Here is a 24,527-nt window from a genome sequence, read left to right as displayed (position 1 = left end):
TCCGAAATCCCGGACAGCGGAGAAGAGTCTTGGCGAACGTCGCGGTAGTCGGCGCCCAGTGGGGCGACGAGGGCAAGGGCAAGATCGTCGACTGGCTGTCGAACCGGGCCGACATGGTCGTACGGTTTCAGGGCGGCCATAACGCGGGTCACACGCTGGTCGTCGACGGCAAGGTCTACAAGCTGGCGCTGCTGCCGTCGGGCGTGGTGCAGGGCAAGCCGTCGATCATCGGCAACGGCGTGGTCGTCGATCCCTGGCATCTGGTCGGCGAGATCGAGAAGATCGAGGCGCAGGGTATCCGCATCAGCCCCGAGGTGCTGATCGTGGCGGACAACGCCTGCCTGATCCTGCCGATTCATCCTGCGCTCGACGTAGCGCGCGAGGCCGCGGCCAGCGCGCCGGGCGCGCGGATAGGCACGACGGGCCGCGGCATCGGTCCGGCCTATGAGGACAAGGTCGGACGTCGTGCGATCCGGGTCTGCGACCTGGCCAATGAAGACGACCTCAAGGTCAAGATCGACCGGTTGCGCTCGCACCACGATCCGCTGCGAGCCGGTCTGGGCCTCGAGCCGATCGACCCGGAGGCGCTGCTGAACCAGTTGCTGGAGATCGCTCCGAAAATTCTGCCCTATGTGCAGCCCGCCTGGCGGGTGCTGGACCAGGCGCGACGGGACGGCAAAAGGGTGCTGTTCGAGGGGGCGCAAGGCGCCTTCCTGGACGTGGACCACGGCACCTATCCGTATGTCACCAGTTCGAACACGGTGGCGGGTCAGGCGGCGGCCGGGTCGGGCATCGGGCCGCGGGGCGTCGGCTATGTGCTGGGGATCGTGAAGGCCTATACGACGCGCGTGGGCGAGGGGCCTTTCGCCTGCGAGCTGGACGACGAGGTCGGCCGGCATCTGGCGACGGTCGGGCGCGAGGTCGGGGTCAACACCGGCCGCGCCCGGCGCTGCGGCTGGTTCGACGCCGTGCTGGTGCGGCAGTCGGTGGCGATCAACGGCATCGACGGCATCGCCCTGACCAAGTTGGACGTGCTGGACGGGTTGAAGACGCTGAAGATCTGCACCGGCTATCGCGTCGACGGGGAGGTGCTGGATTATCTGCCGTCCAGCCTGAAAGCCCAGGCCGCAGCCGAGCCGGTGTTCGAGGAGATGGATGGCTGGAGCGAGAGTACGGCCGGCGCGCGCAGTTTCCGCGATCTGAACGCCAACGCGGTCAAGTATGTGCGGCGCATCGAGGAACTGATCGGGGCTCCGGTGGCCTTGCTGTCGACCAGTCCGGAGCGGGACGACACCATCATGATGCAAGACCCTTTTCAGGGCTGAGCCTCGCGTTCAACGGCCCTTAACCCGGCTCGGTTAAGCACGATCCTCCAAGCGGAGGGTTCGCGTCTTGTTTGCAGTCGATCGTCGCGTGCTGGCGAAGCTCGAGCCCGTGGTCAAGCGGGTGCTGATCGTCGATCCGAACCCGCATGCCGCCCGACTGTTGACCGACATCATGAAGGGCCTAGGCGGGCGCGACATCATCGTCGAATCGACCGGAAAGCGCGCCTTGCAGGCGGCGACCGCGCTGGAGCCCGGGATCGTCTTCATCGAACGGACGGGGGAGGAGCTGGACGGCGAAGCGCTGGCGAAGGCCCTGCGCCGTTCGAACCTGAACTGCCGGCGGGCCCCGATCATCATGGTGACCGCCGAGGCGACCGCCAGTACGATCAAGGGAGCGCGTGACGCGGGCGTCCATGAATTCCTGCGCAAGCCCTTCACCAGCGCCGATCTGTTCAAACGGGTCGAAAACGTCGCCCTGAAGCCCCGCGACTGGGTCGAGGCGGTGGGCTACATCGGCCCGGACCGGCGGCGCTTCAACTCCGGTGAATTCTCCGGCCCGGGCAAACGCCGGGCCGATCGGCCGGCCACGGGCGCGGCCGCGCAAGCCGAGACCCGGGATCAGGCCATGCGCATCCTGGCCGCCGCACTGGACCAGTTCGACAACGATCCGATGCAGGCCGTCCGGGCCATCCGCGAGCAGGCGGCGACCTTGAAAACCCTGGCCATGAAGGCATCGGACTCGCGCCTCGCCATCGCCGTGGGCGCGCTGGAAGTGTCGATGGCCGGCGGGCCGCCGACCAAGGCGACCCTGGCCGCTCCGATCGGGACCCTGCTCGCCATGGCGCCGCCCGAGCCGATCAAGAAGGCCGGCTGAAACTCCGGGCCGCCGGATCAGGCGTCGACCAGATTCCGCTCTTCGGCGGCGGCGCGCATGGCCTTCTGCAGCTTCTCGAAGGCGCGGACCTCGATCTGACGCACGCGTTCGCGCGACACGCCATACTGGCCGGCGAGCTCTTCGAGCGTGACCGGATCGTCCTTGAGGCGGCGTTCCGTGAGGATGTGCTTCTCGCGGTCGGTCAGTTCTTCCATCGCCTCCTGAAGCAGACCCATGCGGATCGACTTCTCCTCGCTGTCGGCGAGTTGGGTCTCCTGCGAGACCGCCGTGTCGTCGGCCAGCCAGTCCTGCCACTCGCTCTCCCCGTCGGCGCGCAGCGGCGCGTTCAGGGAGGCGTCGCCGCCGAGGCGGCGGTTCATGTTGGTGACCTCCTCTTCCGACACGCCCAGCTTGGTGGCGATGGCGGAGAGGTGTTCCGGACGCAGATCACCTTCCTCGAAGGCCGAGATCTGGCTCTTGGCCTTGCGCAGGTTGAAGAACAGCTTCTTCTGCGCGGCCGTGGTGCCCATCTTCACGAGCGACCAGCTGCGCAGAATGTATTCCTGGATCGAGGCGCGGATCCACCACATGGCGTAGGTCGCCAGGCGGAAGCCCTTGTCCGGATCGAATTTCTTGACCGCCTGCATCAGGCCGACGTTGCCCTCGGAAATCACCTCGCCGATCGGCAGGCCGTAGCCGCGATAGCCCATGGCGATCTTGGCCACGAGGCGCAGGTGAGAGGTCACGAGACGATGGGCGGCCTCGGGGTCCTGGTGCTCGGTCCAGCGCTTGGCGAGCATGAACTCCTCGTCCTTCGCCAGCATCGGAAATTTGCGGATTTCAGTCAGGTATCGCGACAGCCCCTGTTCAGGCGACATCACCGCGAGTGATCTAGCTACAGCCATATGGTCCCTCCGACCGTCAAAACGAGCGGGTTCTTCGGAAGCGGCCACCCGATGTGCGCCGTCGCCTCACCCCTCAACCGATGAAATAGGGTCGGGTTTCCGCCTTTGTCAGAGGCGGATGGTCACACCAAGGCGTGACCGTTGCCCCGGCGCCACGGCACCGAACGAGGAGACGTATAGCCGATAGTCAGTCTTCAATCAAGACTTACTCGCCGAGGCGTGATCGAATCCGCGCCCGGGCTGCATCCCAGGCCGATGCGTCGCCACCGTGCTTGTCCGGATGAAGGGTCTGGAGGGCTCTGATGTCGTCGGCCGCGGTCGATGATCCGGCCTCGCCGGACGGCGCCTCCAGGCCTTCCGCCGCGGCGAAGGCCATGACGGCGGCGGCGTCCTGGGCCTCGGGGTTCGGCGCCGCCGGGGCATCGATCCGACCGCCGGTCCAGCGGATCGCGTGGATGATCTGATCGCGGAACCGTGGATCGTCCCATGTGGACGGGGTGTGGCCGAGGTTTGTGTAGAACAACCGGCCTCGACCGATCTCACGGACCCAGGTGACGGGCACGGGATAGGGGCGGCGCAGCGGGCCGGCGGACATGTCGAGAGACTGAAGAACCCGGACCCTGCCCGGATCGAAGCCGATGTACTGGTAGATTTCTTCCGCATACGCCGTCCCATCCGGCCACATGGCGGCGAGCGGATGGGAAGGTTCAAGATTCGACAGGCCGATGGCCGTGCCCTGGGTCCAGGGATGGCCGTCGAAACGACCGCCGAGGAAGGCAGTGTATGCCTGCTCCCCGCCCTCGAAATCCAGGGCGGTGTCGGCCGCGCTATGGATGCCGACGAACCCGCCCCGGCCGCTTTCCACCCAGGAGGTGATCGCGCCCCAGGTCTCGCGGTCTATGGGCAGGGCGCCCGTGGTGCTGAAGACCAGGACATCGATATCGGCGAGCCGGTCGGCGGTGATCGTCCGCGCCTCCCGGGTGAGTTCAACGGTGAAGGCGCCGCTATCGCGGGCCATGGCCTGGAGCGCCAGTTCGGACGACGCCAGGCCGCCGGGCGGGCGTCGAACGGTGTCGTGAACCCAGCCCATCGACTGCGACAGGTAGAGGACCCGGAGGGGACGGACATCCGGCGCGGCCGCGTGGGCGCAGCCGGCCAGGGACAGGGCGACCGCCAGGCTCCCCAGAAACAGAATCATCCGCCGGCCGCTGGAGATTGGTGACGCCGCCGCAGCTTGGTTGGACCACATCGGCATGCTCCGGCTGGTTCAATGGAAGTCGACATGGATATGGTCGTCATGTCGGGCCGCCCGGCAACCCGCGAAACGCAGCTTGGGATGGCCCCAGAGGCCGAGGCGGCGTTCGAGGTGCGGTTCGATCAGGATGCGGCGGACGCGCGCGTCGGCGATCAGGATCTGGATCAGGGCCCGGGTGCGGGCCTCGTCGAGCCGCCAGGGTCTGTCGGCGGGCGGGTCAGGCTTTTCGGCGCGGCCTTGGCGACCGCCCGGACAGGCGAGCGCCTCCCCCAGCCGCGCAGGCTCCGCGGGCCAGTAACCGCCGTATCGCGACGTGTCGGGAAAACCCTTCAGGGGCGCGCCCTGTCGGTCGGTATAGTAGAGACCGAGGTCGATCTGGCGGCCGTCGCCGTGGCTGAGATGGGGCGGGAAGGGTTTCACCCCTTCGGGTCCCGACGCATCCATGAACCAGACCACCGCGTCCGGATAGCGATCCGCCATGCGAAGGGCGGCGGACGTCAGGACATCCCGCGCGACGGGCGTGACGAAATGGCGGCCGGCGCGACAATACCGGTCCACGACCGGCTTCAACGGGGCCGAACCGTCACAGGGCAGGGAGACGAGGCCCGCATCGTTCGGCGCGATCGAACCGGGGCCGCCCCGCCAGGCGACCGCCTCGGCGCCCGGCTGGCAGGCGGCGAGCGCCAGCGCCACGGCGATCGGTGCGGCGCGTCTCACAGGGCGGCAAGGGCGTGTTCGAGCGCCCGCATGTCCATGGGCGGCGCGGTCTCGAAGCGCAGGACCTCGCCGGTCACCGGGTGAACGAAGCCCAGCACGGCGGCGTGGAGGGCCTGTCGGGTCAGGCCGACCTCGCTGATGGCGGCGCGGACCGGGGCGGCGGGACTGCCCGAGCCATAGGCCGCATCGCCGAGGATGGGGGCCCCCTTCGAGGCGAGGTGAACCCGGATCTGGTGGGTCCGTCCGGTGTGCAGGGTGCAGGCGACGCGGGCGGCCAACGGCGCGGCCCCGGCCCTGGCCGGAACGCCGAAGACCCGCTGCACGACGTAGTCGGTGATCGCCTCCCGGCCTCCGGTCCGGAGCACGGCCATCTTCTTCCGGTCGGACGAAGAGCGGCCGAGGCGGGTCTCGATCCGGCCGGCCGGGGGCGAAGGCGCGCCCCGGGTCAGGGCGATATAGGTGCGCTCGATGTCGTGCGTCGCGAACAGGGCCGACAGGCCGGCATGGGCGCGGTCGGACTTGGCGGCCACCATGACGCCGGAGGTGTCCTTGTCCAGCCGGTGGACGATGCCGGGCCGCGCCACGCCGCCAATGCCGGACAGGGAGGTCCCGCAGTGGGCCAGCAGGGCGTTGACCAGGGTCCCCGTCTCCGATCCGGGCGCCGGATGGGCGGCCATGCCGGCCGGCTTGTCCACCACGATCAGGTCGGCGTCCTCGAACAGGACGGTCAGCGCAATGGCCTCGGGGAGGGGCGTGGCGGAGACGACGGGGGGAATGAGCACGGCATAGACGCCGGCCAGCGCCCTGGCCGAACCGCTGGAGACGGGCTGTCCGTCGCGTGTCACGGCGCCTCCGGCCAGCAGGGCCTGGAGACGTGCGCGCGAGAGCGCGGGGAATATGTTCGCCAGCGCCTTGTCGAGGCGGACGCCGCCGACGTCGAGGCGGGCCTCAAGCATCGTCGGCTCGTCGTCTTCGGTCAGCAGGGGTTCGTCGGACACCGGGCGCTCCGCCGCGGAGAGCGGCGAACGATCTAGCACGCCGCCGCCGCCGCCGCGCAAGCCGGCGAGCCCGATTAGCAAGCTTGGCCGTTTACCTCGTTTGAGTCATGATCAGGCCGGGCTGTCGGGAGGAGCCGGTCATGAGAACTTTGATCATCGCCGCCGCGGCGGCGGCCGCGGCGCTGGGTCTGGGCAGTTGCGCGACGATGAGCGCGGAACAGTGCCTGGCCGGGGACTGGTCCGGCCAGGGCTATTCGGACGGGGCGTCCGGCCTGACGATGAGCCGGCTGGACGAGCACGCCGAGGCCTGCGCCAAGCATGGCGTCACGCCGGACCGGACGGCCTATGTCGCCGGGCGCGACCAGGGGCTGGTTCGCTATTGCACGCCGGCGAACGGGTTCCGGAGCGGGCGCACGGGATCCGGCTATGGCGGGGTGTGCCCGTCGTATCTGGAGGCCGACTTCATGCCGGCCTATCGCGACGGGCAGATGGTGTACGCGGCCGAACAGGCGCTGGCCAACGCCCGTAGCAGCGTCGACAGCCTCGGCTACCGACTCGAGGAATTGGACGACAAGATCACGGCGAAGCAGGCGGAGGCCCGGGCCGAGGGCCTCACGGACGCGCAGCGCGACGAGATCCGCAATCGCATCCAGGAAATCCGCCGCGAGCGCGCCGACACCGAACGCGACTGGCGTCGGGCCCAGGACGCCATCGACGACGCCGAACGCGAGGTGCGCGACGTGCGCTGGCGCTTCCGGGAGGCGTACGGCGACTGGTGAGCGAACCGCCGGGCTTCAGGCCGCCTTCTTCTCCAGCTTCTTCTCCCACTGGCCCAGCGAGGCGAGGCCGTTCATGCGGGCGCGATGGTGGAAGGCCGCCTGGCAGGCCACGGCGTTCTCGGACTTGCCCGACCAGGCGCGCTGCGGCGACGCCTGCAGCGCGCGGCCGTATGAGAAGGTCATCTTCCACGGGAAGCCGCCGATGCGGTTCATGGCGTCGAGGTGGGCGGTGGCCTGTTCGTCGGTCTGGCCGCCCGACAGATAGGCGATGCCCGGCACCGCCGACGGCACCGTGGCCTTGAGGGCCGCGATGGTGCGCTCGGCCACTTCATGCACCCTGGCCTGCCGCACGCTGCCCTTGCCGGAGATGACCATGTTGGGCTTGAGGATCATGCCCTCCAGCGCCACGCGCTGTTCGTAGAGCTCGCTGAACACGGTCTGCAGCACCCAGCGGGTGACCTCGTCGCAGCGGGCGATGTCGTGGCTGCCATCCATCAGCACCTCGGGCTCGACGATCGGCACGATCTGCTCCTGCTGGCAGATGCGGGCGTAGCGGGCCAGGGCGTGGGCGTTGGACTTGACGCATCCCCAGGTCGGCACGCCGTCCGCGATGTCGATGACCCCCCGCCACTTGGCGAAACGGGCGCCGCGCTCGTAGTGGGCGCGCAGCCGCTTGGACAGGCCGTCCAGCCCCTTGGTGACGGTTTCGCCGGGGAAGCCCGCCATCCGGGTGGCGCCCTTGTCGACCTTGATGCCGGGGATCGAGCCCGCGGCCTTGATCACATCGACCAGCGGCGTGCCGTCGGCGGCGTCCTGGTACAGGGTCTCCTCGAACAGGATCACCCCGGAGATGTGCTCTCGCATGGTCTGTTCGGAGCGGAACAGGCACTCGCGGTAGTCGCGGCGGTTTTCCTCGGTGTTCTCGACCCCGATCGCATCGAAGCGCTTCTTGATGGTGCCCGTGGATTCGTCGGCCGCCAGAATGCCCTTGCCGGGCGTGACCATCGCCTCGGCCACCGCGTTGAGCGCCGCCAGATCCATGAGTGCCTCCTGAGCCGTGTTGTTTCGCGGCTGTCTAGCTCCGCCGCGCCGCGAAGTCACGCATTGTAACAACGGCGGAAGTCGTCAGGAGCCGACAGGTGCGCAGGCGTCGCCCCGCGGCCACGGTGCCGGCGCGGGCGGAGCCCGGCGGAGACCTCCGATGCGAAGAGTCCTGATCATCATCCTGTCCCCCGTCCTGCTGTCGGCGGGCTGCGCCAGCCTGCCGACCACGGACGAGCTGTGCCGCGACTCCTCGCGCTGCACGCCGGATTGCGGCTCGGTGGCCCGGGGCGGATCGCCGGAGTGCGATCCCTATCAGCGCGAGGGTCACACGCGCGGCTGACGGCTCAGGTTCGCAACGCCTCCACGCCGGGCAGGGGCTTGCCCTCCATCCATTCCAGGAAGGCGCCGCCGGCGGTGGAGACGAAGGTCATGTCGTCGGCCACGCCCGCGTGATGCAGGGCCGCGACCGTGTCGCCGCCGCCGCCGACCGCGACGAGCACGCCCGCCTTGGCCAGAGCCGCCGCATGGTGGGCGACCGCGACGGTGGCCGCATCGAACGGCGGGACCTCGAACACGCCCAGGGGGCCGTTCCAGATCAGGGTTTTCGAGGCGGTGAGGGCGTCGACCAGGCGCGCGACGCTGGCCGGGCCGGCGTCGAGAATCTTGTCGTCCGCCGACAGCGGCTGGCCGGCGACGACGGGCCGGGCGGCTGCGCCAGGCTTGACCTCTGTGGCCACGACGAAGTCGACGGGCAGCAGGATCTCGCAGCCCTGCGCCTTTGCCTCGGCCAGAATTTCGCGGGCGGTGTCGGCCATGTCCCGCTCGGCCAGCGAGCCGCCGATATCGATCCCCTGGGCGAACAGGAAGGTGTTGGCCATGCCGCCGCCGATGGCGAGCCGATCCAGCTTGCCGACGAGGTTCTTCAGCAGGTCCAGCTTGGTCGAGACCTTGGCTCCCCCGACGATCCCCAGGACGGGCTTCCGTGGATTGCCAAGGGCGGCGTCCAGCGCGTCGAGTTCGCGGCGCATCGACTCGCCGGCATAGGCGGGCAGCAGGCGGGCCAGACCTTCGGTGGAGGCGTGGGCGCGGTGGGCGGCGGAGAAGGCGTCATTGACATAGACGTCGCCGAGCTCGGCCAGTTGTTTGGCGAAGGCGGGGGCGTTGGCCTCCTCACCGGCGTGGAAGCGGACGTTCTCGAGCAGGACCACGCCGCCGAGGGGCAGGTCGGCGATCATGGCCTTCGCCTCCTCGCCCACGCAGTCGGTCGCGAACCGGACGGGGGCGCCGAGCAGATGCTCCAGATCGTCGACCACGGGCTGCAGGCTCATAGACGGCACGACCTTGCCCTTGGGCCGGTCGAAGTGGGCGAGCAGGGCGACCTTCGCTCCGGCGTCGCGGAGCCGGTTGATCGTCGGCAGGGCGACGCGCAGCCGGGTGTCCTCGGTGACCTTGCCGTCCCCCATCGGGACATTGAAATCCACGCGGACGAGGGCGGTCTTGCCGGCGAGGGAGGGAGCGTCGTCGAGGGTGCGGAAGGTCATTGAGGCCTCAAGTAGGAAGCGAGGAAGGTCAGGCAGGGACGACGATAAACACGTCCCAATAGGGATCGGTGCGGATCATCTGGTGTGCCCAGTAGGCTGTCAGTCCGACCACGAAAGCGAGCGCGATAACAGCGAGCGATCTCTGTGGCAGGCTAGGCGTCGAGAGAAGACGGACAACACCGAAAGCGAAGCCGGCGGCGAACACAACGACCAAGGCGATGGTCCAGCCGATCCCTGTCCACGTCATCCAGTGGGCGGCGAGCGCTTCGCCGTTGCTTACGGAACCCACCGGGTAAAGAGATCGGGGCCCGACCGTGAGCGGCCAGCTTAGCGCGGCCCAAACCGTCGCGACGGCGCGGCCGGCGAAGAGCGGGAGGGCGATTGAAGCAAAGGCCCACCCGATCCATCCGATCCAATGGAACGCTCGCCGCATTCGACCTCCTATATCAATTTCGACATCACCAGCGCTGTATCCGCCATCCGCGTCGCGAAGCCCCATTCATTGTCGTACCAGGTCAGCACCCGGGCCAGTTTCCCGTCCACGACCTGGGTCTGGGGCAGGGCGGCGGTGGAGGAGGCGGCGATGTGGTTCAGGTCGGTGGAAACCAGCGGCTCGGTCGTGGTCGCCAGCACGCCCTTCATCGGGCCGTCGGCGGCGGCCTGGAGGGCGGCGTTGATCTCTTCCACCGTGACCTCGCGGCCGGCCACGACCTTCAGGTCCACGACCGAGACGTTCGGGGTCGGAACGCGGATCGACGAGCCGTCCAGCTTGCCCTTCAGGGCCGGCAGAACCAGGCCGAGGGCCTTGGCGGCGCCGGTCGAGGTCGGGATCATCGACAGGGCGGCGGCGCGGCCGCGGTACAGGTCCTTGTGCATCGTATCCAGCGTCGGCTGGTCGCCGGTGTAGCTGTGGATGGTGGTCATATAGCCGCGCTCGATGCCGAACAGGTCATGCAGCACCTTGGCCACCGGGGCCAGGGCGTTGGTCGTGCACGAGCCGTTGGAGACGACGATGTCGTCGGCGGTCAGGACGTCATGGTTGACCTTGTAGACGATGGTCTTGTCGGCCCCGTCGCAGGGGGCCGAGACCAGCACCCGCTTCGCGCCGGCGGTCAGGTGGGCCGAGGCCTTTTCCTTCGTCGTGAACAGGCCGGTGCATTCGAAGGCGATGTCGACGTTCAGCTCCTTGTGCGGGAGCTTGGAGGGATCGCGTTCGGCCGTGACCTTGATCTTGCCGAGGCCGACGTCGATCCAGTCCGCGCCGGTCTCGACCGTGCCGGGGAACCGGCCGTGCACCGAATCGTAGCGCAACAGGTGGGCGTTGGTCTCGACCGGGCCCAGATCGTTGATCGCCACCACCTCGATGTCGCGACGGCCGTGCTCGACGATCGAGCGCAGGACGAGGCGGCCGATGCGGCCGAAACCATTGATGGCGACGCGGACGGTCATGGGGCGGTCTCCTTGAGGCGCGGTGTTCGGGATTGGCGCTTCAATGGGACCGGCGGGCGCGAGGATCAACCCCGCGCCCGTAACAAGGCGTGATGAACTGTAACGCTTCGCGGCGCGGGAGGCGGAGCGAGGGCATCGGAATCCTCCCGTCCGGCGCCGATGCTCAGTCGGCGGGATGCACTGTAATGCAATAGTCGCCCTGATGACGGCGACCGCCCGCGTTTTCGACATCGACCACGATCGGCAGGCGACCCAGTTGCTCCCCGGGCCCAAGGCGAGGCACGGTGGCGTAGCCGTTGGCCGTATGGCCCCGGGTCGTCGCGATGACGAACATGATGCGGACCCGGCCGCGGTCGCCGTGATCCGACGGATAGACCGCGACGGTCTCACCTCCGGAGGCGGTGGTGCGGGCCTCGAGCCGGAGTCTCACCCGGCCGGGCGGGGCCTCGATCGTGTGGTGGAAGCGACTGCGGGTCGAGGAGTCCCAACGGCTGCAAAGGCCGTCCGTCGAGCCCGGCACCTGGGGCGGCCGCCAGTCGGCCGGGCTTTCCGGCGGGCGGTCGCGCGGCGCGATCATCCCCCGGATCAGGTCCGAGGCGGCGCGGGTGACCGGGTCGGACTGAGCGGCCCCGGCCGGGGTGGCCGCCGTCAGCGCGAGCGCGGCGACGGCGAGTAAGGCTGGTCTGCGCATCGTCGTTCCCTCAGAAGGTGTAGCGCAGGCCGAGGCCGAGGTTGTGGCTGAGATATTCCCACTCCAGCCCGCTGTCCTCCGCCGTCGCGGCGTCCTGGTAGCGGTATTCGACGAAGCCGGAGACCTGCCCCGCGATGGGGATTTCGACCCCCGCCATGGCCTGCCAACCGAACACGTCGTCCTCGGAGTCGAAGGGCGAGTAGCCGACCCGGACGCCGCCGACGCCGAGTCCGACATAGGGACGCACCGGGCCCTCGCGCCTGAAGCTGTAGACGCCGTTGACCATCAGGCTCGTGGCCGTCAGATCGTTGTTCGGCCAGCCGGTGTAATTGGTCCGCGTGCGAAGCGCCTCGACCTCTATGGCGATGTTGGGACGGATATGATGTCCGACGGCGGCGCCCCAATGCTCGCCCCGATCCATCTCCCAGTCGGTATTGTTCCACATCAGGTCGGGCTGGTCGGTCCAGCCCCCGGTGACCTCGACATAGGTCTGGGCCTGGGCCGGGGCGTTGGCGGTCAGCGCGGCCGCGGCGGCCAGCGCCATGGCCCCGCCAATAAGTCCGGTTCGGATCATCTGTTCGGTCCCTGTGAATGAGGAGCCGGGACACTAGGCGCCGATCAGCCGGCTGCGCAGTTGCTTCGCCGCGCGCCGGCGCACACCCGGTTGCATCGGAAATGCAACGGTTGCACAGTCTCCGTTCCGGAGAGGGTCCGTCGTGGGTTCAGTCGCGTTTTCCGACAAGCTGACATTCGTACTCAAGGCGCTGTCGACCAGTCGCGGGCGTTTCGCTTCTGAACTGGGGGTCAGCAAGTCCCTCGTTGGCCGCTGGTGCTCCGGATCGGTGCACCCGTCTTCCTACAACATGGAGCGCATCACCCGGTTGATCGCGGCCCGGTGTGAGGGCTTCACCCTCGTCGACTGGGAGCGCGAACCTGAGCAGCTGGCCGCCATGTTCGGTGTCGACCCTTCGGCGTTTGCGCCCAAGGGCGACCAGCAGCTCTTCGGCATCTCGCCAAACATCCTGGCGGCCGCCCGGGCGGCGACCGCGTCGCGTTCGGTTTCCTATGAGGGATTCTGGCGCGTGACCCGCCCCGCCGTCGTCGCTCCCGGCCGGTTCTGCAACGACCACGGCATGTTCCGGCCGGGGCCGAGCGGGCTGCTGGAATTCGAGCTGGGCAATCCCGATCTCAGGTTCACCGGCTGGGCGCTCCCGATTGAGGGGCAGCTCTTCGTCATCGCGACGGACACGATCGGCGGTTTGCCCAGCTTCCTGATCTTCAACGGCGTCCCGATGCCGAAGACCAAGTTGATGGACGGGATCATCCTCACCGCCCTGAACGCGCTTCGGAAACCCGCCGCCTATCCCATCCTGCTGCAACGCATAGGCGACCTGAGCGGGAACCCCGAGGCGGACGACGCCCATATGGCGGAGTTGATGAAGATCCCCCAGTTCATTGAGGATGGAGCGGTGCCCGACCCGGTCCGAGAGCATCTTCTGCGCGATATCGGCCCGAAAGCTGTCGCCGACGGCGGCGAACTGTTGCTGACGGCCTCGATGACGCCCAGCCTGATGCGTCTGTTCGCCTATTTCAATCCGGGCGAGTCCGGGGCGTAGTAGCTGAGCCTGCGACAGCCAACGGCAGGCTCAGTCGGGCGGTCAGACCGCCGCCCGGCCGGTTGGTCAGGCTCACGTCGCCGCCGAACGCCCGCGCCGCCTGCCGCGCGACCGTCAGGCCCAGACCGGCCCCGCCCGTCTCGCGGCTGCGCGAGCGCTCGGCGCGGTGAAACGGTTCGAACACCGCCTCCAGTTCGCCCTCGGCCAGGCCGGGGCCATCGTCCTGGATCAGGATCACCGCGCGCCCGTCCAGCGACAGGGCCTTCACCCGGGCTCCGCCCCCGTATTTGACAGCGTTGGCGATCAGGTTGGCGAGGGCGCGACGCAGGGCGGCCGGGTCGGCCTCGACCGGCAGGGCCTCGCCGTGGGCGAAGGTCACGGCGGCGCCGGTCTCGGAAAAGCCGGCGGCTGAGTCCCTGGCCAGGGCGGCCAGATCGAACCGCTCGCGCCGGTCGGGCGTCGCCTCACCGCGCACATAGGCCATGGCCTGGCCGATCAGGGCGTCCATCTCGTCGATGTCGGCGGCCATGCGATCGCGCACAGCCGCGGGCGCCTGTTCGGCCCGGAAGCGCAACCGGGTCAGGGGCGTGCGCAGGTCGTGGGCGATGGCGGCGACCGTCTGGGTGCGGCGGCGCATGTGATCGCGCAGGGAGGCCTGCATGTCGTTGAAGGCGTGGATGGCGGTGCGAACTTCGCTGGGGCCGGACGGCGTCAGCGGCTCGGCCTCGGGGTCGGCGCCCAGGCGCTCGGCCGCGTCGGCGAAGACGCGGATCGGCCGGGTCAGCCGCCGCGCCATCCACCACACCAGCGGGGCCAGCAGCAGCATCGAGATGGCCAGGGCCAGCAGCACACGCTGGTGCCACGGCGACAGCAGGCCGCGAGGCGGCTCGACCGTGGCCCATCTTCCGTCCGGCTGGCGCACCGAGGCCGAGAACGGCGCGAAGGTCAGCCGGTCGGCGAGGACGGTGAACTGGCGCGTCTCCCGATCGATGACGAAGGCTTCACCGGACCCGCGGGGCGCGGCGTGGCGCAGGCGCAGCTGGGCCCGGACCTCGGCTCCGTGACGCAGGATCACCGCCTCCGGAGGCGGCGGCGGAGGCGACGCGCGCGGATCGCGCGGGTCCGGGATGGCGTCGGGATTTACGAACACGAACCTCATCAGGTCGCGATGCGCCGCATCCTCGCCGCGACCGATCCGCGGCCGGATGGGCCCGTGGTCCACGGTCACGCGCACGACATCGGGCGTGACGCCCAGCCGTTGGGCCAGGCCGGCCCGGATCGCCAGCGCCATGGGGTCGCCGGGGACGTCGGCCTCCGGGCCGGGCGGCCTGTCGACGATGCGTCGGCGCAGGGCGCGCCCGTCGGCGGTTTCGGCGGGTTCGCCCTTGAGGGCGTCGGCCGCCGCCTCGATGCTGAAGCCCGCGGGTCGGGGCTCGGGCGCCAGCACCACGACCCCGAAGGCCACAGCCTGGGACATGATGACCGCCAGGGCCGCGAGCGCCGCCACCTGGACCAGGACCGGGAAGGACGACGGTCGTCTCATGCGGCGCCCCGGGGCGCATTGCGCCGCTCGACCTTGACGTCGAACATATAGCCCTCGCCGCGCAGGGTCTGGATCATCTCCAGGCCGGAGCCGTCGTTCAGTTTTTTTCGAAGGCGGCTGATCTGCACGTCCATCGCCCGGTCGAAGACGTCCGCGTCGGCGCCGCGCGCCCGCTCCAGCAATTGGTCGCGCGTCAGCACCCGTCCCGGCCGCTCGACGAAGGCGCGCAGCAGGGCGAATTCGCCGGCTGACAGCGCCACCGCCTGGCCGTCGGGCCGGGTCAGCTCGCGACGCAACAGGTCCAGCCGCCACCCCGCGAAGGTCAGGGCCGGGCCCTCCGCCGTCGCCTCCCTCGGGCGACGCAATACGGCGCGGACGCGGGCCAGCAGTTCGCGCGGATTGCAGGGCTTGGCCAGATAGTCGTCCGCCCCCAGCTCCAGCCCGATGATCCGGTCGGTGTCCTCGCCCATGGCCGACAGCATCACGATGGGCGGTCCCTTGCCGGTCAGGCGGCGGCACACCGAGAGTCCGTCCTCGCCCGGCATCATGAGATCCAGCACGATCAGGTCGGGCGCCTGGCGCGTCATGGCCCGGTCCATTTCGGCGGCCGAGGCGGCGCCCACGGCGTCGTAGCCATGCTGGACCAGATAGTCGCACAGCACCTCGCGGATGCCGGGGTCGTCGTCGACGACGAGAATGCGGGGGGCGGCGTCGGCTTGCATGAGGCCATTGTGGCGAAGCCGGCGCTCGCCGTCATTTCAGCATTGAAACAATCGCCGGCGAGGATGAAATACGACGGCAAGCGCGCCGTGGTCGAACAGGGGTCACAACAACGGGAGCCGAAGCCATGCTGACCCTGATCGCCCTTTCCGCCGTGCTGATGCAGCATCCGCCGGCGCACACCGCGCCACCCGCGCCGCCGGAGGTCCGCACCCGCGTCATGGTCATGGGCGGGGACGGTCCAGGCGGACTCGACCGGGACGGCGACGGCCAGATCACGCGCGAGGAGTTCGCCGCGCCGATGAACGATCATTTCGCGCGCATGGACAAGGACGGCGACGGCCGCCTGTCGACCGATGAACTGACGGCCGGCCACGCCGCGATGGCCGGAGCGCACGGCGGGCATGACGTCATGATCCGGCGCGGTCCGGGCGGTCCCGGCCATCATGGCGGTCCCGGCGCACACATGATGCCCCCGCACGGGGAGGGCGGCTCCGGCGAGCGGATCGAGATCCGCCGCATGGGCGGTCCCGGCGGCGAGCACGATCTGGACGCCGACGACGACGGCCGGATCAGCGAAGCCGAATTCAGCGCGCCCCTGCGCGAGGCCTTCATGCGCTTGGACGCCGACCGCTCGGGCTTCATCGAGGCGGGCGAGCGTGGTTCCGGCCACGCCGAGGTGTTCGTTCACCGCATGGAGACCCGGTCGGGCGACGAGGACTGACCGCGCCAGCGACTTCGTGACTTGAACGGCGGCCGGGGCGGCCTCTAATGGCGCGATGATCCTGCGTCGCCTTCTCTCGACCCTGGCCGCCGCGGCGATGAGCCTCGCGCTCGTCGCCGGCCAGGCCGTCGCGGGCGATCCCGGGGCGGCGGCCGCCCCGCCGGCCGCCGCGTCCGTTCCCCCGGATCGCGAGCGGGTGCGCATGAACCAGCGCGTCTTCGACCGGGTCTGGAACGAGGTCCGGACACAGTATTACGACCCGCGCCTGCATGGCGTGGACTGGAACGCCGCGCGGCGGACGTTCCGGCCGGCCGCCCTGGCCGCGCCGGACGACCGGGCCCTGTATCGCGCGCTCGGCGACATGCTCGATCTGCTGGATGACGATCACGCCGGCGCCGCTCCGCCGGCCGTGGCCCGCCGTCAGGAGCGGCTGCGCGAGCGCCGCGCCGCGATCGGCGTCTCGCTCCGGCCCGACGGCGAGACCGGGGGCGACTATGTGGTCGAACAGGTCCGGGCAGGCTCTCCGGCCGCCGAGGCCGGCGTGGCCGTGGGCTGGCGGTTGCGGATCGACGAAACGGGCTGGACGCCGGAACAGGACATCGTCGAAGGCCGACCGGTGACCCTGTCCCTGATCGACGGAGCCGGCGTTCTCCGGTTGCTGACCCTGAATCCGCGGCTCATGGAGCCCCAGCCGGCCTTCGTCGCCGACCGTTCACGACCGGGCGTGCTGGTGCTGGCGCTCGACGGATTCGAGGCCGGCCTCGGCCGATGGATGGGCGAACAGCTGGCCGGCCTGCCGCCGGAAACCGACGTCGTCATCGACCTCAGGGGCAATGCCGGCGGTCGGCTGATGGAGGCCGATGCGGTGCTGAGCTGTTTCCTGCCGCGGGATCGGGTCTGGGCGACGCGGACCGGCCGTTCGGGCCGGGGGGTGGAGCTCCGGACCGCCGGCGGCTGCGGCGACCTGGACAAGCCGGTCGGAAACGACGTGGCCGTGCTGGTCGACGCCAACAGCCGCAGCGCCGCCGAACTGACTCCCGCCGCCCTGCAGGAGGCGCGGCGCGCCGTGGTGGTGGGCGTCCCCACGGCCGGCGCGGTGCTGATCTCGCAGGAAACCCGCCTGCCGGACGGAGGCCGCCTGAGTCTCAGCCGCGCCGACTTCGTCACGTCCGGCGGGGTGCGGCTGGAGAAGCGCGGCGTGACGCCTGACGTCCTGGCGCCCCTGACCCTGGACGACCGGCAGGCGGGCCGCGATCCCGGGCTGGACGCGGCCGTGGCGGCGCTGGCCGGACCGGACGCGGAGCGGGCGCTGGCGCTCCAGACCGCCCCGGCGCTCTAGCCCGCGACCACCCGCACCCTCGATGCCGCCTCGCGGGCCCGCTCGCGGGCCTGTTCCACGGTCGCGCCGCGCGCCGTCGCCACGCCCATGCGGCGGCTGACATAGCTCTCGGGCTTGCCGAACAGCCGCAGGTCGGCCGTCGGGACGGACAGGGCCTCGGCCATCCCTTCGAAAGCGACCCCGATCGCATCCATGCCGCCGTAGATGACCGCGCTGGCCCCGATGTCGCGCTGGCTGACGTCGACAGGCAGGCCCAGGATGGCGCGGGCGTGCAGGGCGAATTCGCTCATCGTCTGGGTGGCCAGGGTCACCAGGCCGGTGTCGTGCGGACGCGGCGACACCTCCGAGAACCAGATCTGGTCGCCCTTGACGAACAGCTCGACCCCGAACACCCCGAGGCCGCCCAGCGCATCCGTGACCTTGCCGGCGATGTCACGGGCGGCGGCCAGGGCGGCCGGCGTCATCGCCTGCGGCTGCCAGCTCTCGACATAGTCGCCCTTGACCTGGCGGTGGCCGATGGGGGCGCAGAAGTCCGTCCGCACCGCTCCGTCGCGCATCGAGCGCACCGTCAGCAGGGTGATCTCGAAGTCGAAATCGATCCGGCCCTCGACGATCACCGTCGCCGTCTCGACCCGCCCGCCGGACTGGGCGTAGGCCCAGGCGTCATCGACCTGATCGGGGAATTCGACGAAGGACTGACCCTTTCCCGACGACGACATCACCGGCTTGACGAAGGCCGGCAGGCCGATCCGTCGCGCCGCCTCGGCCAGCTCGGCGGCCGATCTGGCGAAGGCGTAGGGGCTGGTCGGCAGGCCCAGGTCCTCGGCCGCCAGACGGCGGATGCCCTCGCGGTTCATGGTCAGTTGGGTCGCTCGCGCGGTGGGGATGACGGTCGCCAGTCCGGCGGCTTCTATCTGCGCCAGCACGTCGGTGGCGATGGCCTCGATCTCGGGCACGATGATGTGCGGCGCCTCGGCCATGATCACGCCGTTCAGGATGTGCGGATCGGTCATCGGTATGACGTGGCTGCGGTGCGCCACCTGCATCGCCGGAGCGTTCGGGTAGCGGTCGACGGCGATGACCTCGGCCCCGAGACGCTGCAGTTCGATGGCGACTTCCTTGCCCAGCTCGCCGGCGCCGAGAAGCATGACGCGGACGGCCGTGGCGGACAGGGGGGTGCCGATGCGGCTCATGGGTTGGTCTCCGGCATATAGGGCCCGCCGGGCGCGCCCCAACTCCATTTCGGCATCGGCGACGAGGGCGGCGGATCGACGCCGGCTTGCGAATTGATCACCGCCAGCCGCGATCCCCATTCCAGATAGCCGACGAAGGCGGATCGAAACTCGGGGTCGGCGGCCAGGCCGACGGCATCGGCGGTGTCCAGCAGCAGGTCGAACCAGCGCCGCCGCTGGGTCTCGGTCAGGTGACGGTTCAGATGATGGCCGATCATCCGCACATGGCCATCGCCGGACGGGTCGTAGAGCGCGGGTCCGCCCAGCACCTCGCCGATGAAGTCGGCGACATGGGCGGGATGGTCGGGATCCATGGCGGCAAAGACGGGCGCGAGGATCGGATCCAGGGCGACCCGCCGATAGAATTCCGTCGTCAGGCCGAGCAGTGCGCCGCGACCTCCGACCCAATCGAACAGGCTTGGCGTGTCGGACATGATCAATCCCCCCTTCGTCCGGTCTGGATGGGAGCCGACGGTGCGGACTCAATCAGGTCCCAGGCGTTTCCGTACAGATCCTCGAAGACGGCGACCTTGCCGTAGGATTCATGGCGCGGCGCTTCGCGGAACGCCACGCCGGCCGCCGACCAGTCCGCGTAATCGCGCGCCAGGTCGTCGGTTTCGAGGAACAGCCAGACCCGGCCGCCGGCCTGATCGCCGATCCGCGCCACCTGATCCGGCGTCACGGCGCGAGCCAGCAGCAGGGACGTCTGACCGCCCTCCGGCGTCACCCGTACCCAGCGTTTGCCGTTCCCCATGTCCGTGTCTTCGTTGAGCGCGAAGCCCAGCTTGCCGACGTAGAAGGCGATGGCCTCGTCGTAGTCGCGGACCAGAACGCTGACGGCGCCGATGCGGCTCATGGCGCCGGCGGGACCGCGTGGAGACGGCGGAAGGCGTCCAGCGCCGCGCTGTGATAGATCGTCGCGTGGGTTTCAGTGGGCCGCGGCTGGAAGTCCCAGGCCACGCCGGGCAGGGCGTGATCGCGCAGGTTGGCGGTCAGCGTCTCCATCAGCGCCTGCGCCTCGGCGCCTTCGTTCCCCATCGTCAGGATCAGGGTGCGCGGATCGTTGGAGTGATCCCGCAGATGGGCGCCCGACTGGCGCGCCAGCCGGCCGCCGTCCCACCACAGGCTGGGACTGACGGCGACGAAGGCGTCGAACATCTGCGGTTCCTTGAGGAAAGTCTCGACCACGAACAGACCGGCCAGGGACTCCCCCATCAGCGCCGTCTCGCCGTTGGTGCGGAAGCGCCCGTCGACGAATGGTTGGACCTCTTCCGCGACGAACCGCCGGAAGCGGGCGGAGTCCCCCTGGGTCGGATAGCGGGCGATCAGCTCGGCGTTGTCCGTCGGCAGGGCCAGTTCGTTGCGCCGATCGACCGATGCGACCCCGACCACGATCACGTCCCGCGTCGTTCCATTGACCGTGCCCAGCTGGGCGAGCCCCGAGATGTGGTGGAAGTCCTGGGCCTGACCGCCGTCCAGCACGAACAGTACCGGATAGGTCTGGCCGCTCCCGGCATAGCCGGGCGGCAACCAGACATTGATCTCGCGCGTCCCGCCCATGATCCCTGAAGGGAGGGCGTACGACTGGCCGATGACGATCGGCGCGAACCCGGGCGTCTGCGCCGCGGCGGCCGGCGTCAGGGTCAGCGACAGAAGGGCGGCGAACAGGGATGTCAGAAGCAGCCGGCTCATTCGGCGGCCGGGGCATGGAAGGCGCGGGCGGCGTGCCCTTCGCGCAGCGCGTCCACCAGTTCGGCCGAGGCGCCCAGCCGCGCGGCCGTCTCGATCGGCATGATCCGGGGCGCGCCGCAGGCCATGGCGGCGTGAGGCAGGGAGGCCAGGTCCATGCCGACGCCCCCGGTTTCGGCATCCAGCCAGATCACCACCGTCTCGTCCACCGGGTCGTCGCCGTACCAGTCGTCGCACTGGGCCAGCCATTCGGCGTCGCCGGCCGCGTCGGCCCTGACCGCGGCGCGGAACCATGCCGTCAGCGCCGGCGCGCGGCTGACGGCCGGCAGGTTTCCGTAGCCCTCCATGGAGGCGGTGATCCCGCCGCCGGGCCACAGGGCGGTCCAGTCGGGCAGACCGCCGGTCCGGCGGTCGAAGGTCATTGGACGGATGTCCACGCCCGGATGAGCGCCGCCGCAGTAGTAGTCCTCATTGACCGTGATCGTCAGGAACCGGGGGCCGGTGAACGGCGCCCGGATGGTGCGGGCGTAGTCGGCGTTGTGGTTCTCCGTCGCCAGGCAATCCGTGCGAGTCTCCGCGGCCGCCGCGTCCAGTCGGTCGAACAGGCCGTTCAGGTTCTCCGCCCCCTCGCCGGTCATGCGCGGCATGACCGCGAAACCGGGATGGACTTCGGCGGGCCAGACCAGGTTGTCGGAATCCGCAGACGCCCGGGCGCAGGCAGACAGGGCGGCGGTCGCCGCGATGGCGAGGGCCAGCGCCCGCGGGACCCATCTGAACGCCATCGCTTACCTCCCCAACTGTTCAGACGTCAGAGCCGCGCCTTGACCGCCGCGACCACCGCGTCCGTGGTGATGCCGAACTTCTCGTACAGGACTTCCGCCGGAGCCGAGGCTCCGAAGCCGGTCATGCCGACGAAGGCGCCGTCCTCGCCGATGAACCGCTCCCAGCCCTGCTGGATGGCGGCCTCGACGGCGATGCGAACCGTGCCGCGGCCGATGACGCTGTCCTGGTATTTTTTCGGCTGCTGGAAGAAGAGCTCGAAACAAGGGACCGATACGACCCGGGTCGGCGCGCCTTCGGCCTCAAGCACGTCGGCGGCGGCCAGCGCCAGCGCCAGCTCCGTGCCGGTGCCGAACAGGGTGACCTTCGCCTCGCCGTTGGCGGCGCGGATCTCGTATGCCCCGCGGGCCGACAGGTTTCCGGACGCCGTCAGGGTGCGGACCGCCGGCGTCTTCTGGCGCGACAGGGCCAGGACCGAGGGCGCGTTCCTGTGCTCCAGCGCCGCCTGCCAGCACTCCATGGCCTCGACCGTGTCGGCCGGGCGGAAGACGAGCAGGTTGGGAATGGCGCGCAGGGCGGCCAGATGCTCGACCGGCTGGTGGGTCGGGCCGTCTTCGCCCAGGCCGATGGAGTCATGGGTCAGGACATGGATGGCCCGCACCCCCATCAGGGCGCCGAGGCGGATCGCCGGGCGGCTGTAGTCTGAAAACACCATGAAGGTGCCGCCGTACGGGATAACCCCGCCGTGCAGCGCCATGCCGTTCATGGCCGCGGCCATGCCGAACTCGCGGATGCCCCAGTTGACGTAGCGGCCCTCATAGGTCGGGGCGTCGAAGATCGGCGTGCCCTTGACGAAGGTGTTGTTCGAGCCGGTCAGGTCGGCCGAGCCGCCGATCAGTTCCGGGATGGCGGCGAAAAGTTCGTCCAGCGCCGCGCCCGAGGATTGGCGCGTGGCCTGGGCCGGCTTCGTCTCGACCAGTTCCGCGATCTTCGCATTCAGAGCGTCGAAGGCGCCGGCCGGAAGGTCGCCCTTCATGGCGCGGGTGAAGTCCGCCGCCTGCGATGACGCGTTCAGTCGTGCTTCCCACGCCTTGCGCTCTTTCGCGCCGCGCCTGCCCACCTTCTTCCACGCCTTGTCGACCGCTTCGGGCAGTTCGAACGGTTCGTGCGCCCAGGACAGGCCCAGGCGGGTGGCGGCGACCTCGGCCGCGCCCAGGGCCGCGCCGTGGGTCTTGTGGCTGCCTTCCATGGTGGCGGCGCCACGTCCGATCCTGGTCTTGCAGGCGATCAGGGTCGGCCTGTCCTGCCGCGTCGCCCACTGCAGCGCCGACTTGATGGCCTTCATGTCGTGGCCGTCGATGGCCCTCACCGCCCAGCCGGCGGCCTTGAAACGGGCCTTCTGGTCGGTGGCGTCCGACAGGGCGACCGCGCCGTCGATGGTGATCGAATTGTCGTCCCACAGCACCGTCAGCCTGTTCAGCCTGTAGCGGCCGGCCAGGGCGATGGCCTCCTGCGACACGCCCTCCATCAGGCAGCCGTCGCCGGCGATCACCCAGGTGCGGTGGTCGACCAGATCGTCGCCGAACCGCGCCGCCAGATGGCGTTCGGCCATGGCGAAGCCGACGCTGTTGGCCAGGCCCTGACCCAGGGGGCCGGTCGTGGTCTCGACCCCGGGCATGTGACCGTACTCGGGATGGCCCGCCGTCTTCGAACCCCATTGGCGGAAGTTGGACAGTTCTTCCTTCGTCGCCGCCTTGTAGCCCGTCAGGTGCAGCAGGCTGTATATCAGCATCGAACCGTGTCCGGCCGACAGGATGAAGCGGTCACGGTCGGCCCAGTCGGGGCGGCTGGCGTCGAACTTCAGAAACTTCGAAAACAGCACCGTGGCTACGTCGGCCATGCCCATCGGCATGCCGGGGTGGCCGCTCTTCGCCTTCTCCACCCCGTCCATGGACAGCACCCGGATGGCGTCGGCCATCTGCTTCGAGGTGGCCTTTGCGGATGCGGTTTTGGCGTCGGTCACGGGGAGGACCTTTCGTCGGGAGGCGGAAAAAGGGAGGCGCGCCGCTTTACCCCGACGCGTCGGCGGGTTCTATACGGATTCTGGAGGATGTGACCCGAATGGATGCTGCATCGGCCGCCAAGGACCGAGTCGACCGAGCGCTGGCGCTGCTGGAGCGCCGCCTGCTGGACCTCAAGAGCCGGGCCGCGGGGACCAGCCGGGTGCCCGACGACGACCTGTTCGCGCCGGAGCCCTCGACCGAGACCGACCGCGTGCGCATCCATGAGCTGGAGGCCGCCGGCCGCGACGCCGCCGAGGCCCTGTCGCGCGCCGCCGACGCCATTCGCGACAGCCTGGCCGAACAGGAGGCCCGCTGATGGCGACGGTCACCGTCGAGATCAACGGCCGCCCCTATGCGGTGGGCTGCGCCGACGGCCAGGAGGATCGCGTCCGCATCCTGGCCAAACAGTTCGACGGCCATGTCCGCCAGGTCGCCGGAGAGGTCGGCCACGTCGGCGACATTCGCCTGTTCCTGATGGCCGGCCTGATGCTGGCCGACGAACTGCATGAGGCGCGCGCCGGCGGCGGAGTCGGTCCTGCGTCGTCCGCGGCCGCGACCACCGACGGCGTAGCCGAGGCGCTCAACGCCGTCGCCGCCCGTCTGGAGAAAATCGCCCAGGGCTTGTGACCAAACGTCGCTAATCACAGCGTTGACTCCTGATCTGTTAAGTCTGATATTTCTGTCATGACGGAAATAACGAAACTCCCTGCCGCCCTCGAACGCTTCGTCCTGCACTGGGGCGAGATGGGCGGCTTCTGGGGCGTCAACCGCTCGGTGGCGCAGATTCATGCGCTGCTGATCACGGCGGACGGGCCGATGACGGCCGAGGACATCGCCGTTGCGCTCGAGATGGCCCGGTCGAACGTCTCGAACTCGCTGAAGGAACTTCTGAACTGGAACCTGATCCGGCGCGTCCCGGTTCGGGGCGACCGCCGGGACCATTATGAGGCCGAGACCGATATCTGGGAGGTCGCCTCGCGCATCGCCGCCGGCCGAAAGGCCAAGGAGATCGACCCCGCCGTCGCCACCCTGCGCGCCTGCGTCGCCGAGGCCGAGGGAGATCCGACCGTCTCTCCTACCGCCCTCAAGCGGCTGAAGGAGATGCTGGAGTTCACCGAGACGATCGACCGCTGGTACGGCCAGATCACCACCGTGGCCCGGCCCAAGCTGATGGCTCTGCTGAAACTGGGCGCCCGCATCGCCGCGCTCATCCCCGGCGGCAAATAGCGGCGAGGGGAGGGAT

Annotated in this window: 28 protein-coding genes; 10 read left to right on the top strand and 18 right to left on the bottom strand. The window is 69.6% G+C overall.

The genetic code is table 11. The annotated features are described in order from the left end of the window. Positions 1 to 29: 29 nt before the first annotated feature. Together Q8Q71_RS04005 and Q8Q71_RS04000 are read left to right on the top strand one after the other, a co-directional pair. Positions 30 to 1,325 (top strand): adenylosuccinate synthase, encoded by a 1,296-nt coding sequence (locus Q8Q71_RS04005; protein ID WP_305758345.1) that lies wholly within the window; start codon positions 30 to 32, stop codon positions 1,323 to 1,325. A 67-nt stretch (positions 1,326 to 1,392) separates the two neighbouring features. Next, positions 1,393 to 2,199, top strand: coding sequence for a two-component system response regulator (locus Q8Q71_RS04000; protein WP_305758344.1), 807 nt, complete (start codon positions 1,393 to 1,395; stop codon positions 2,197 to 2,199). Between the two features lie 17 nt (positions 2,200 to 2,216). Here Q8Q71_RS04000 and rpoH read toward each other — a convergent pair whose 3' ends face one another. The 4 genes from rpoH to Q8Q71_RS03980 all read right to left on the bottom strand — a co-directional run bounded on the left by rpoH (position 2,217) and on the right by Q8Q71_RS03980 (position 6,032). Then, the gene (rpoH, locus tag Q8Q71_RS03995; protein WP_305758343.1) at positions 2,217 to 3,104 is read right to left on the bottom strand and encodes an RNA polymerase sigma factor RpoH; all 888 of its coding nucleotides are present in this window, start codon (positions 3,102 to 3,104) and stop codon (positions 2,217 to 2,219) included. A gap of 205 nt (positions 3,105 to 3,309) precedes the next feature. Beyond that, complete coding sequence (locus Q8Q71_RS03990) at positions 3,310 to 4,302, bottom strand: ThuA domain-containing protein (protein ID WP_305758342.1); 993 nt, start codon at positions 4,300 to 4,302, stop codon at positions 3,310 to 3,312. Positions 4,303 to 4,371: 69 nt separating this feature from the next. Beyond that, positions 4,372 to 5,076, bottom strand: a complete 705-nt coding sequence (locus Q8Q71_RS03985; RefSeq protein ID WP_305758341.1) for a hypothetical protein — start codon at positions 5,074 to 5,076, stop codon at positions 4,372 to 4,374. Next, the gene (locus tag Q8Q71_RS03980; RefSeq protein WP_305758480.1) at positions 5,073 to 6,032 is read right to left on the bottom strand and encodes an RluA family pseudouridine synthase; all 960 of its coding nucleotides are present in this window, start codon (positions 6,030 to 6,032) and stop codon (positions 5,073 to 5,075) included. Before Q8Q71_RS03980 ends, Q8Q71_RS03985 begins: the two co-directional genes overlap by 4 nt. 182 nt (positions 6,033 to 6,214) lie before the next feature. Between Q8Q71_RS03980 and Q8Q71_RS03975 the strand changes: the two genes are divergently transcribed. Beyond that, complete coding sequence (locus tag Q8Q71_RS03975; RefSeq protein ID WP_305758340.1) at positions 6,215 to 6,853, top strand: DUF2799 domain-containing protein; 639 nt, start codon at positions 6,215 to 6,217, stop codon at positions 6,851 to 6,853. A 15-nt stretch (positions 6,854 to 6,868) separates the two neighbouring features. On the opposite strand, the gene Q8Q71_RS03970 is transcribed toward Q8Q71_RS03975, so the two are convergent. After that, on the bottom strand, positions 6,869 to 7,894 hold the full coding sequence (locus tag Q8Q71_RS03970; RefSeq protein ID WP_305758339.1) for a class I fructose-bisphosphate aldolase: 1,026 nt from the start codon (positions 7,892 to 7,894) through the stop codon (positions 6,869 to 6,871). A 160-nt stretch (positions 7,895 to 8,054) separates the two neighbouring features. Here Q8Q71_RS03970 and Q8Q71_RS03965 point away from each other — a divergent pair, with 160 nt between their 5' ends. Further along, positions 8,055 to 8,237, top strand: a complete 183-nt coding sequence (locus Q8Q71_RS03965; RefSeq protein WP_305758338.1) for a hypothetical protein — start codon at positions 8,055 to 8,057, stop codon at positions 8,235 to 8,237. Positions 8,238 to 8,241: 4 nt separating this feature from the next. Here the strand turns inward: Q8Q71_RS03965 and pgk are convergent, their stop codons facing one another. From pgk to Q8Q71_RS03940, 5 genes are all read right to left on the bottom strand, one after another. Beyond that, positions 8,242 to 9,438, bottom strand: coding sequence for a phosphoglycerate kinase (gene pgk / locus Q8Q71_RS03960; RefSeq protein WP_305758337.1), 1,197 nt, complete (start codon positions 9,436 to 9,438; stop codon positions 8,242 to 8,244). Positions 9,439 to 9,466: 28 nt separating this feature from the next. Next, positions 9,467 to 9,871 carry a hypothetical protein gene (locus Q8Q71_RS03955; protein ID WP_305758336.1) on the bottom strand — a complete coding sequence of 135 codons (405 nt, stop codon included), beginning with the start codon at positions 9,869 to 9,871 and terminating at the stop codon, positions 9,467 to 9,469. 8 nt (positions 9,872 to 9,879) lie between these two features. Then, positions 9,880 to 10,887 (bottom strand): type I glyceraldehyde-3-phosphate dehydrogenase, encoded by a 1,008-nt coding sequence (gene gap / locus Q8Q71_RS03950; RefSeq protein WP_305758335.1) that lies wholly within the window; start codon positions 10,885 to 10,887, stop codon positions 9,880 to 9,882. A gap of 163 nt (positions 10,888 to 11,050) precedes the next feature. Then, the gene (locus Q8Q71_RS03945) at positions 11,051 to 11,578 is read right to left on the bottom strand and encodes a hypothetical protein (protein WP_305758334.1); all 528 of its coding nucleotides are present in this window, start codon (positions 11,576 to 11,578) and stop codon (positions 11,051 to 11,053) included. A gap of 10 nt (positions 11,579 to 11,588) precedes the next feature. Beyond that, positions 11,589 to 12,152 (bottom strand): outer membrane protein, encoded by a 564-nt coding sequence (locus Q8Q71_RS03940; protein WP_305758333.1) that lies wholly within the window; start codon positions 12,150 to 12,152, stop codon positions 11,589 to 11,591. A gap of 142 nt (positions 12,153 to 12,294) precedes the next feature. On the opposite strand from Q8Q71_RS03940, the gene Q8Q71_RS03935 reads away from it, so the two are divergent. After that, positions 12,295 to 13,194 carry a hypothetical protein gene (locus Q8Q71_RS03935; protein WP_305758332.1) on the top strand — a complete coding sequence of 300 codons (900 nt, stop codon included), beginning with the start codon at positions 12,295 to 12,297 and terminating at the stop codon, positions 13,192 to 13,194. Here Q8Q71_RS03935 and Q8Q71_RS03930 read toward each other — a convergent pair. Together Q8Q71_RS03930 and Q8Q71_RS03925 are read right to left on the bottom strand one after the other, a co-directional pair. Continuing rightward, positions 13,169 to 14,737: an ATP-binding protein gene (locus tag Q8Q71_RS03930; RefSeq protein WP_305758331.1), complete on the bottom strand. Its 1,569-nt coding sequence runs from the start codon at positions 14,735 to 14,737 to the stop codon at positions 13,169 to 13,171. The genes Q8Q71_RS03935 and Q8Q71_RS03930 overlap by 26 nt on opposite strands. Further along, positions 14,734 to 15,459, bottom strand: coding sequence for a response regulator (locus Q8Q71_RS03925; RefSeq protein ID WP_305758330.1), 726 nt, complete (start codon positions 15,457 to 15,459; stop codon positions 14,734 to 14,736). Before Q8Q71_RS03925 ends, Q8Q71_RS03930 begins: the two co-directional genes overlap by 4 nt. 125 nt (positions 15,460 to 15,584) lie before the next feature. On the opposite strand from Q8Q71_RS03925, the gene Q8Q71_RS03920 reads away from it, so the two are divergent. After that, on the top strand, positions 15,585 to 16,181 hold the full coding sequence (locus Q8Q71_RS03920) for an EF-hand domain-containing protein (RefSeq protein ID WP_305758329.1): 597 nt from the start codon (positions 15,585 to 15,587) through the stop codon (positions 16,179 to 16,181). 55 nt (positions 16,182 to 16,236) lie between these two features. Then, positions 16,237 to 17,520, top strand: a complete 1,284-nt coding sequence (locus tag Q8Q71_RS03915) for a S41 family peptidase (protein ID WP_305758328.1) — start codon at positions 16,237 to 16,239, stop codon at positions 17,518 to 17,520. On the opposite strand, the gene purT is transcribed toward Q8Q71_RS03915, so the two are convergent. From purT to tkt, 6 genes are read right to left on the bottom strand one after another with little or no spacing between them, the layout of a single operon-like run. After that, on the bottom strand, positions 17,517 to 18,713 hold the full coding sequence (purT, locus tag Q8Q71_RS03910) for a formate-dependent phosphoribosylglycinamide formyltransferase (RefSeq protein ID WP_305758327.1): 1,197 nt from the start codon (positions 18,711 to 18,713) through the stop codon (positions 17,517 to 17,519). The two genes, Q8Q71_RS03915 and purT, sit on opposite strands and share 4 nt — an antisense overlap. Beyond that, entirely contained in the window at positions 18,710 to 19,186 is a 477-nt protein-coding gene (locus tag Q8Q71_RS03905; protein ID WP_305758326.1) for a group II truncated hemoglobin, read from the bottom strand. The genes purT and Q8Q71_RS03905 overlap by 4 nt, the downstream gene beginning before the upstream one ends. Before the next feature lie 2 nt (positions 19,187 to 19,188). After that, complete coding sequence (locus Q8Q71_RS03900) at positions 19,189 to 19,608, bottom strand: VOC family protein (RefSeq protein ID WP_305758325.1); 420 nt, start codon at positions 19,606 to 19,608, stop codon at positions 19,189 to 19,191. Continuing rightward, entirely contained in the window at positions 19,605 to 20,444 is an 840-nt protein-coding gene (locus Q8Q71_RS03895; protein ID WP_305758324.1) for an alpha/beta hydrolase, read from the bottom strand. Before Q8Q71_RS03895 ends, Q8Q71_RS03900 begins: the two co-directional genes overlap by 4 nt. Further along, positions 20,441 to 21,223: a hypothetical protein gene (locus tag Q8Q71_RS03890; protein ID WP_305758323.1), complete on the bottom strand. Its 783-nt coding sequence runs from the start codon at positions 21,221 to 21,223 to the stop codon at positions 20,441 to 20,443. Before Q8Q71_RS03890 ends, Q8Q71_RS03895 begins: the two co-directional genes overlap by 4 nt. Before the next feature lie 26 nt (positions 21,224 to 21,249). Further along, positions 21,250 to 23,199: a transketolase gene (tkt, locus tag Q8Q71_RS03885; RefSeq protein ID WP_305758479.1), complete on the bottom strand. Its 1,950-nt coding sequence runs from the start codon at positions 23,197 to 23,199 to the stop codon at positions 21,250 to 21,252. Positions 23,200 to 23,342: 143 nt separating this feature from the next. Between tkt and Q8Q71_RS03880 the strand changes: the two genes are divergently transcribed. The 3 genes from Q8Q71_RS03880 to Q8Q71_RS03870 are packed head-to-tail and all read left to right on the top strand — an operon-like array spanning position 23,343 to position 24,511. Further along, a complete protein-coding gene (locus Q8Q71_RS03880; protein ID WP_305758322.1) occupies positions 23,343 to 23,600 on the top strand; it encodes a hypothetical protein in 258 nt (85 codons plus the stop codon). Next, complete coding sequence (locus Q8Q71_RS03875; RefSeq protein ID WP_305758321.1) at positions 23,600 to 23,911, top strand: cell division protein ZapA; 312 nt, start codon at positions 23,600 to 23,602, stop codon at positions 23,909 to 23,911. The genes Q8Q71_RS03880 and Q8Q71_RS03875 overlap by 1 nt, the downstream gene beginning before the upstream one ends. Positions 23,912 to 23,968: 57 nt before the next feature. Next, positions 23,969 to 24,511 carry a GbsR/MarR family transcriptional regulator gene (locus tag Q8Q71_RS03870; RefSeq protein WP_305758320.1) on the top strand — a complete coding sequence of 181 codons (543 nt, stop codon included), beginning with the start codon at positions 23,969 to 23,971 and terminating at the stop codon, positions 24,509 to 24,511. The last annotated feature ends 16 nt before the right edge of the window (positions 24,512 to 24,527 follow it).

The organism is Brevundimonas sp., from assembly GCF_030704825.1.
In the GTDB taxonomy this organism is placed as follows: domain Bacteria; phylum Pseudomonadota; class Alphaproteobacteria; order Caulobacterales; family Caulobacteraceae; genus Brevundimonas.
The sequence above is the reverse complement of the archived record's forward strand: the minus strand, read 5'-3'. Positions and strand labels throughout refer to the sequence as shown.

What these genes read in the sequence shown, in the direction of transcription:
- rpoH (WP_305758343.1), bottom strand. Translation starts at nt 3,104, where the DNA reads ATGGCTGTAGCTAGATCACTCGCGGTGATGTCGCCTGAACAGGGGCTG.
- Q8Q71_RS03990 (WP_305758342.1), bottom strand. Translation starts at nt 4,302, where the DNA reads ATGATTCTGTTTCTGGGGAGCCTGGCGGTCGCCCTGTCCCTGGCCGGC.
- Q8Q71_RS03980 (WP_305758480.1), bottom strand. Translation starts at nt 6,032, where the DNA reads ATGCTTGAGGCCCGCCTCGACGTCGGCGGCGTCCGCCTCGACAAGGCG.
- Q8Q71_RS03975 (WP_305758340.1), top strand. Translation starts at nt 6,215, where the DNA reads ATGAGAACTTTGATCATCGCCGCCGCGGCGGCGGCCGCGGCGCTGGGT.
- Q8Q71_RS03970 (WP_305758339.1), bottom strand. Translation starts at nt 7,894, where the DNA reads ATGGATCTGGCGGCGCTCAACGCGGTGGCCGAGGCGATGGTCACGCCC.
- Q8Q71_RS03965 (WP_305758338.1), top strand. Translation starts at nt 8,055, where the DNA reads ATGCGAAGAGTCCTGATCATCATCCTGTCCCCCGTCCTGCTGTCGGCG.
- pgk (WP_305758337.1), bottom strand. Translation starts at nt 9,438, where the DNA reads ATGACCTTCCGCACCCTCGACGACGCTCCCTCCCTCGCCGGCAAGACC.
- Q8Q71_RS03955 (WP_305758336.1), bottom strand. Translation starts at nt 9,871, where the DNA reads ATGCGGCGAGCGTTCCATTGGATCGGATGGATCGGGTGGGCCTTTGCT.
- gap (WP_305758335.1), bottom strand. Translation starts at nt 10,887, where the DNA reads ATGACCGTCCGCGTCGCCATCAATGGTTTCGGCCGCATCGGCCGCCTC.
- Q8Q71_RS03945 (WP_305758334.1), bottom strand. Translation starts at nt 11,578, where the DNA reads ATGCGCAGACCAGCCTTACTCGCCGTCGCCGCGCTCGCGCTGACGGCG.
- Q8Q71_RS03940 (WP_305758333.1), bottom strand. Translation starts at nt 12,152, where the DNA reads ATGATCCGAACCGGACTTATTGGCGGGGCCATGGCGCTGGCCGCCGCG.
- Q8Q71_RS03930 (WP_305758331.1), bottom strand. Translation starts at nt 14,737, where the DNA reads ATGAGACGACCGTCGTCCTTCCCGGTCCTGGTCCAGGTGGCGGCGCTC.
- Q8Q71_RS03925 (WP_305758330.1), bottom strand. Translation starts at nt 15,459, where the DNA reads ATGCAAGCCGACGCCGCCCCCCGCATTCTCGTCGTCGACGACGACCCC.
- Q8Q71_RS03920 (WP_305758329.1), top strand. Translation starts at nt 15,585, where the DNA reads ATGCTGACCCTGATCGCCCTTTCCGCCGTGCTGATGCAGCATCCGCCG.
- Q8Q71_RS03915 (WP_305758328.1), top strand. Translation starts at nt 16,237, where the DNA reads ATGATCCTGCGTCGCCTTCTCTCGACCCTGGCCGCCGCGGCGATGAGC.
- purT (WP_305758327.1), bottom strand. Translation starts at nt 18,713, where the DNA reads ATGAGCCGCATCGGCACCCCCCTGTCCGCCACGGCCGTCCGCGTCATG.
- Q8Q71_RS03905 (WP_305758326.1), bottom strand. Translation starts at nt 19,186, where the DNA reads ATGTCCGACACGCCAAGCCTGTTCGATTGGGTCGGAGGTCGCGGCGCA.
- Q8Q71_RS03900 (WP_305758325.1), bottom strand. Translation starts at nt 19,608, where the DNA reads ATGAGCCGCATCGGCGCCGTCAGCGTTCTGGTCCGCGACTACGACGAG.
- Q8Q71_RS03895 (WP_305758324.1), bottom strand. Translation starts at nt 20,444, where the DNA reads ATGAGCCGGCTGCTTCTGACATCCCTGTTCGCCGCCCTTCTGTCGCTG.
- Q8Q71_RS03890 (WP_305758323.1), bottom strand. Translation starts at nt 21,223, where the DNA reads ATGGCGTTCAGATGGGTCCCGCGGGCGCTGGCCCTCGCCATCGCGGCG.
- tkt (WP_305758479.1), bottom strand. Translation starts at nt 23,199, where the DNA reads ATGGCCGACGCCATCCGGGTGCTGTCCATGGACGGGGTGGAGAAGGCG.
- Q8Q71_RS03880 (WP_305758322.1), top strand. Translation starts at nt 23,343, where the DNA reads ATGGATGCTGCATCGGCCGCCAAGGACCGAGTCGACCGAGCGCTGGCG.
- Q8Q71_RS03875 (WP_305758321.1), top strand. Translation starts at nt 23,600, where the DNA reads ATGGCGACGGTCACCGTCGAGATCAACGGCCGCCCCTATGCGGTGGGC.
- Q8Q71_RS03870 (WP_305758320.1), top strand. Translation starts at nt 23,969, where the DNA reads ATGACGGAAATAACGAAACTCCCTGCCGCCCTCGAACGCTTCGTCCTG.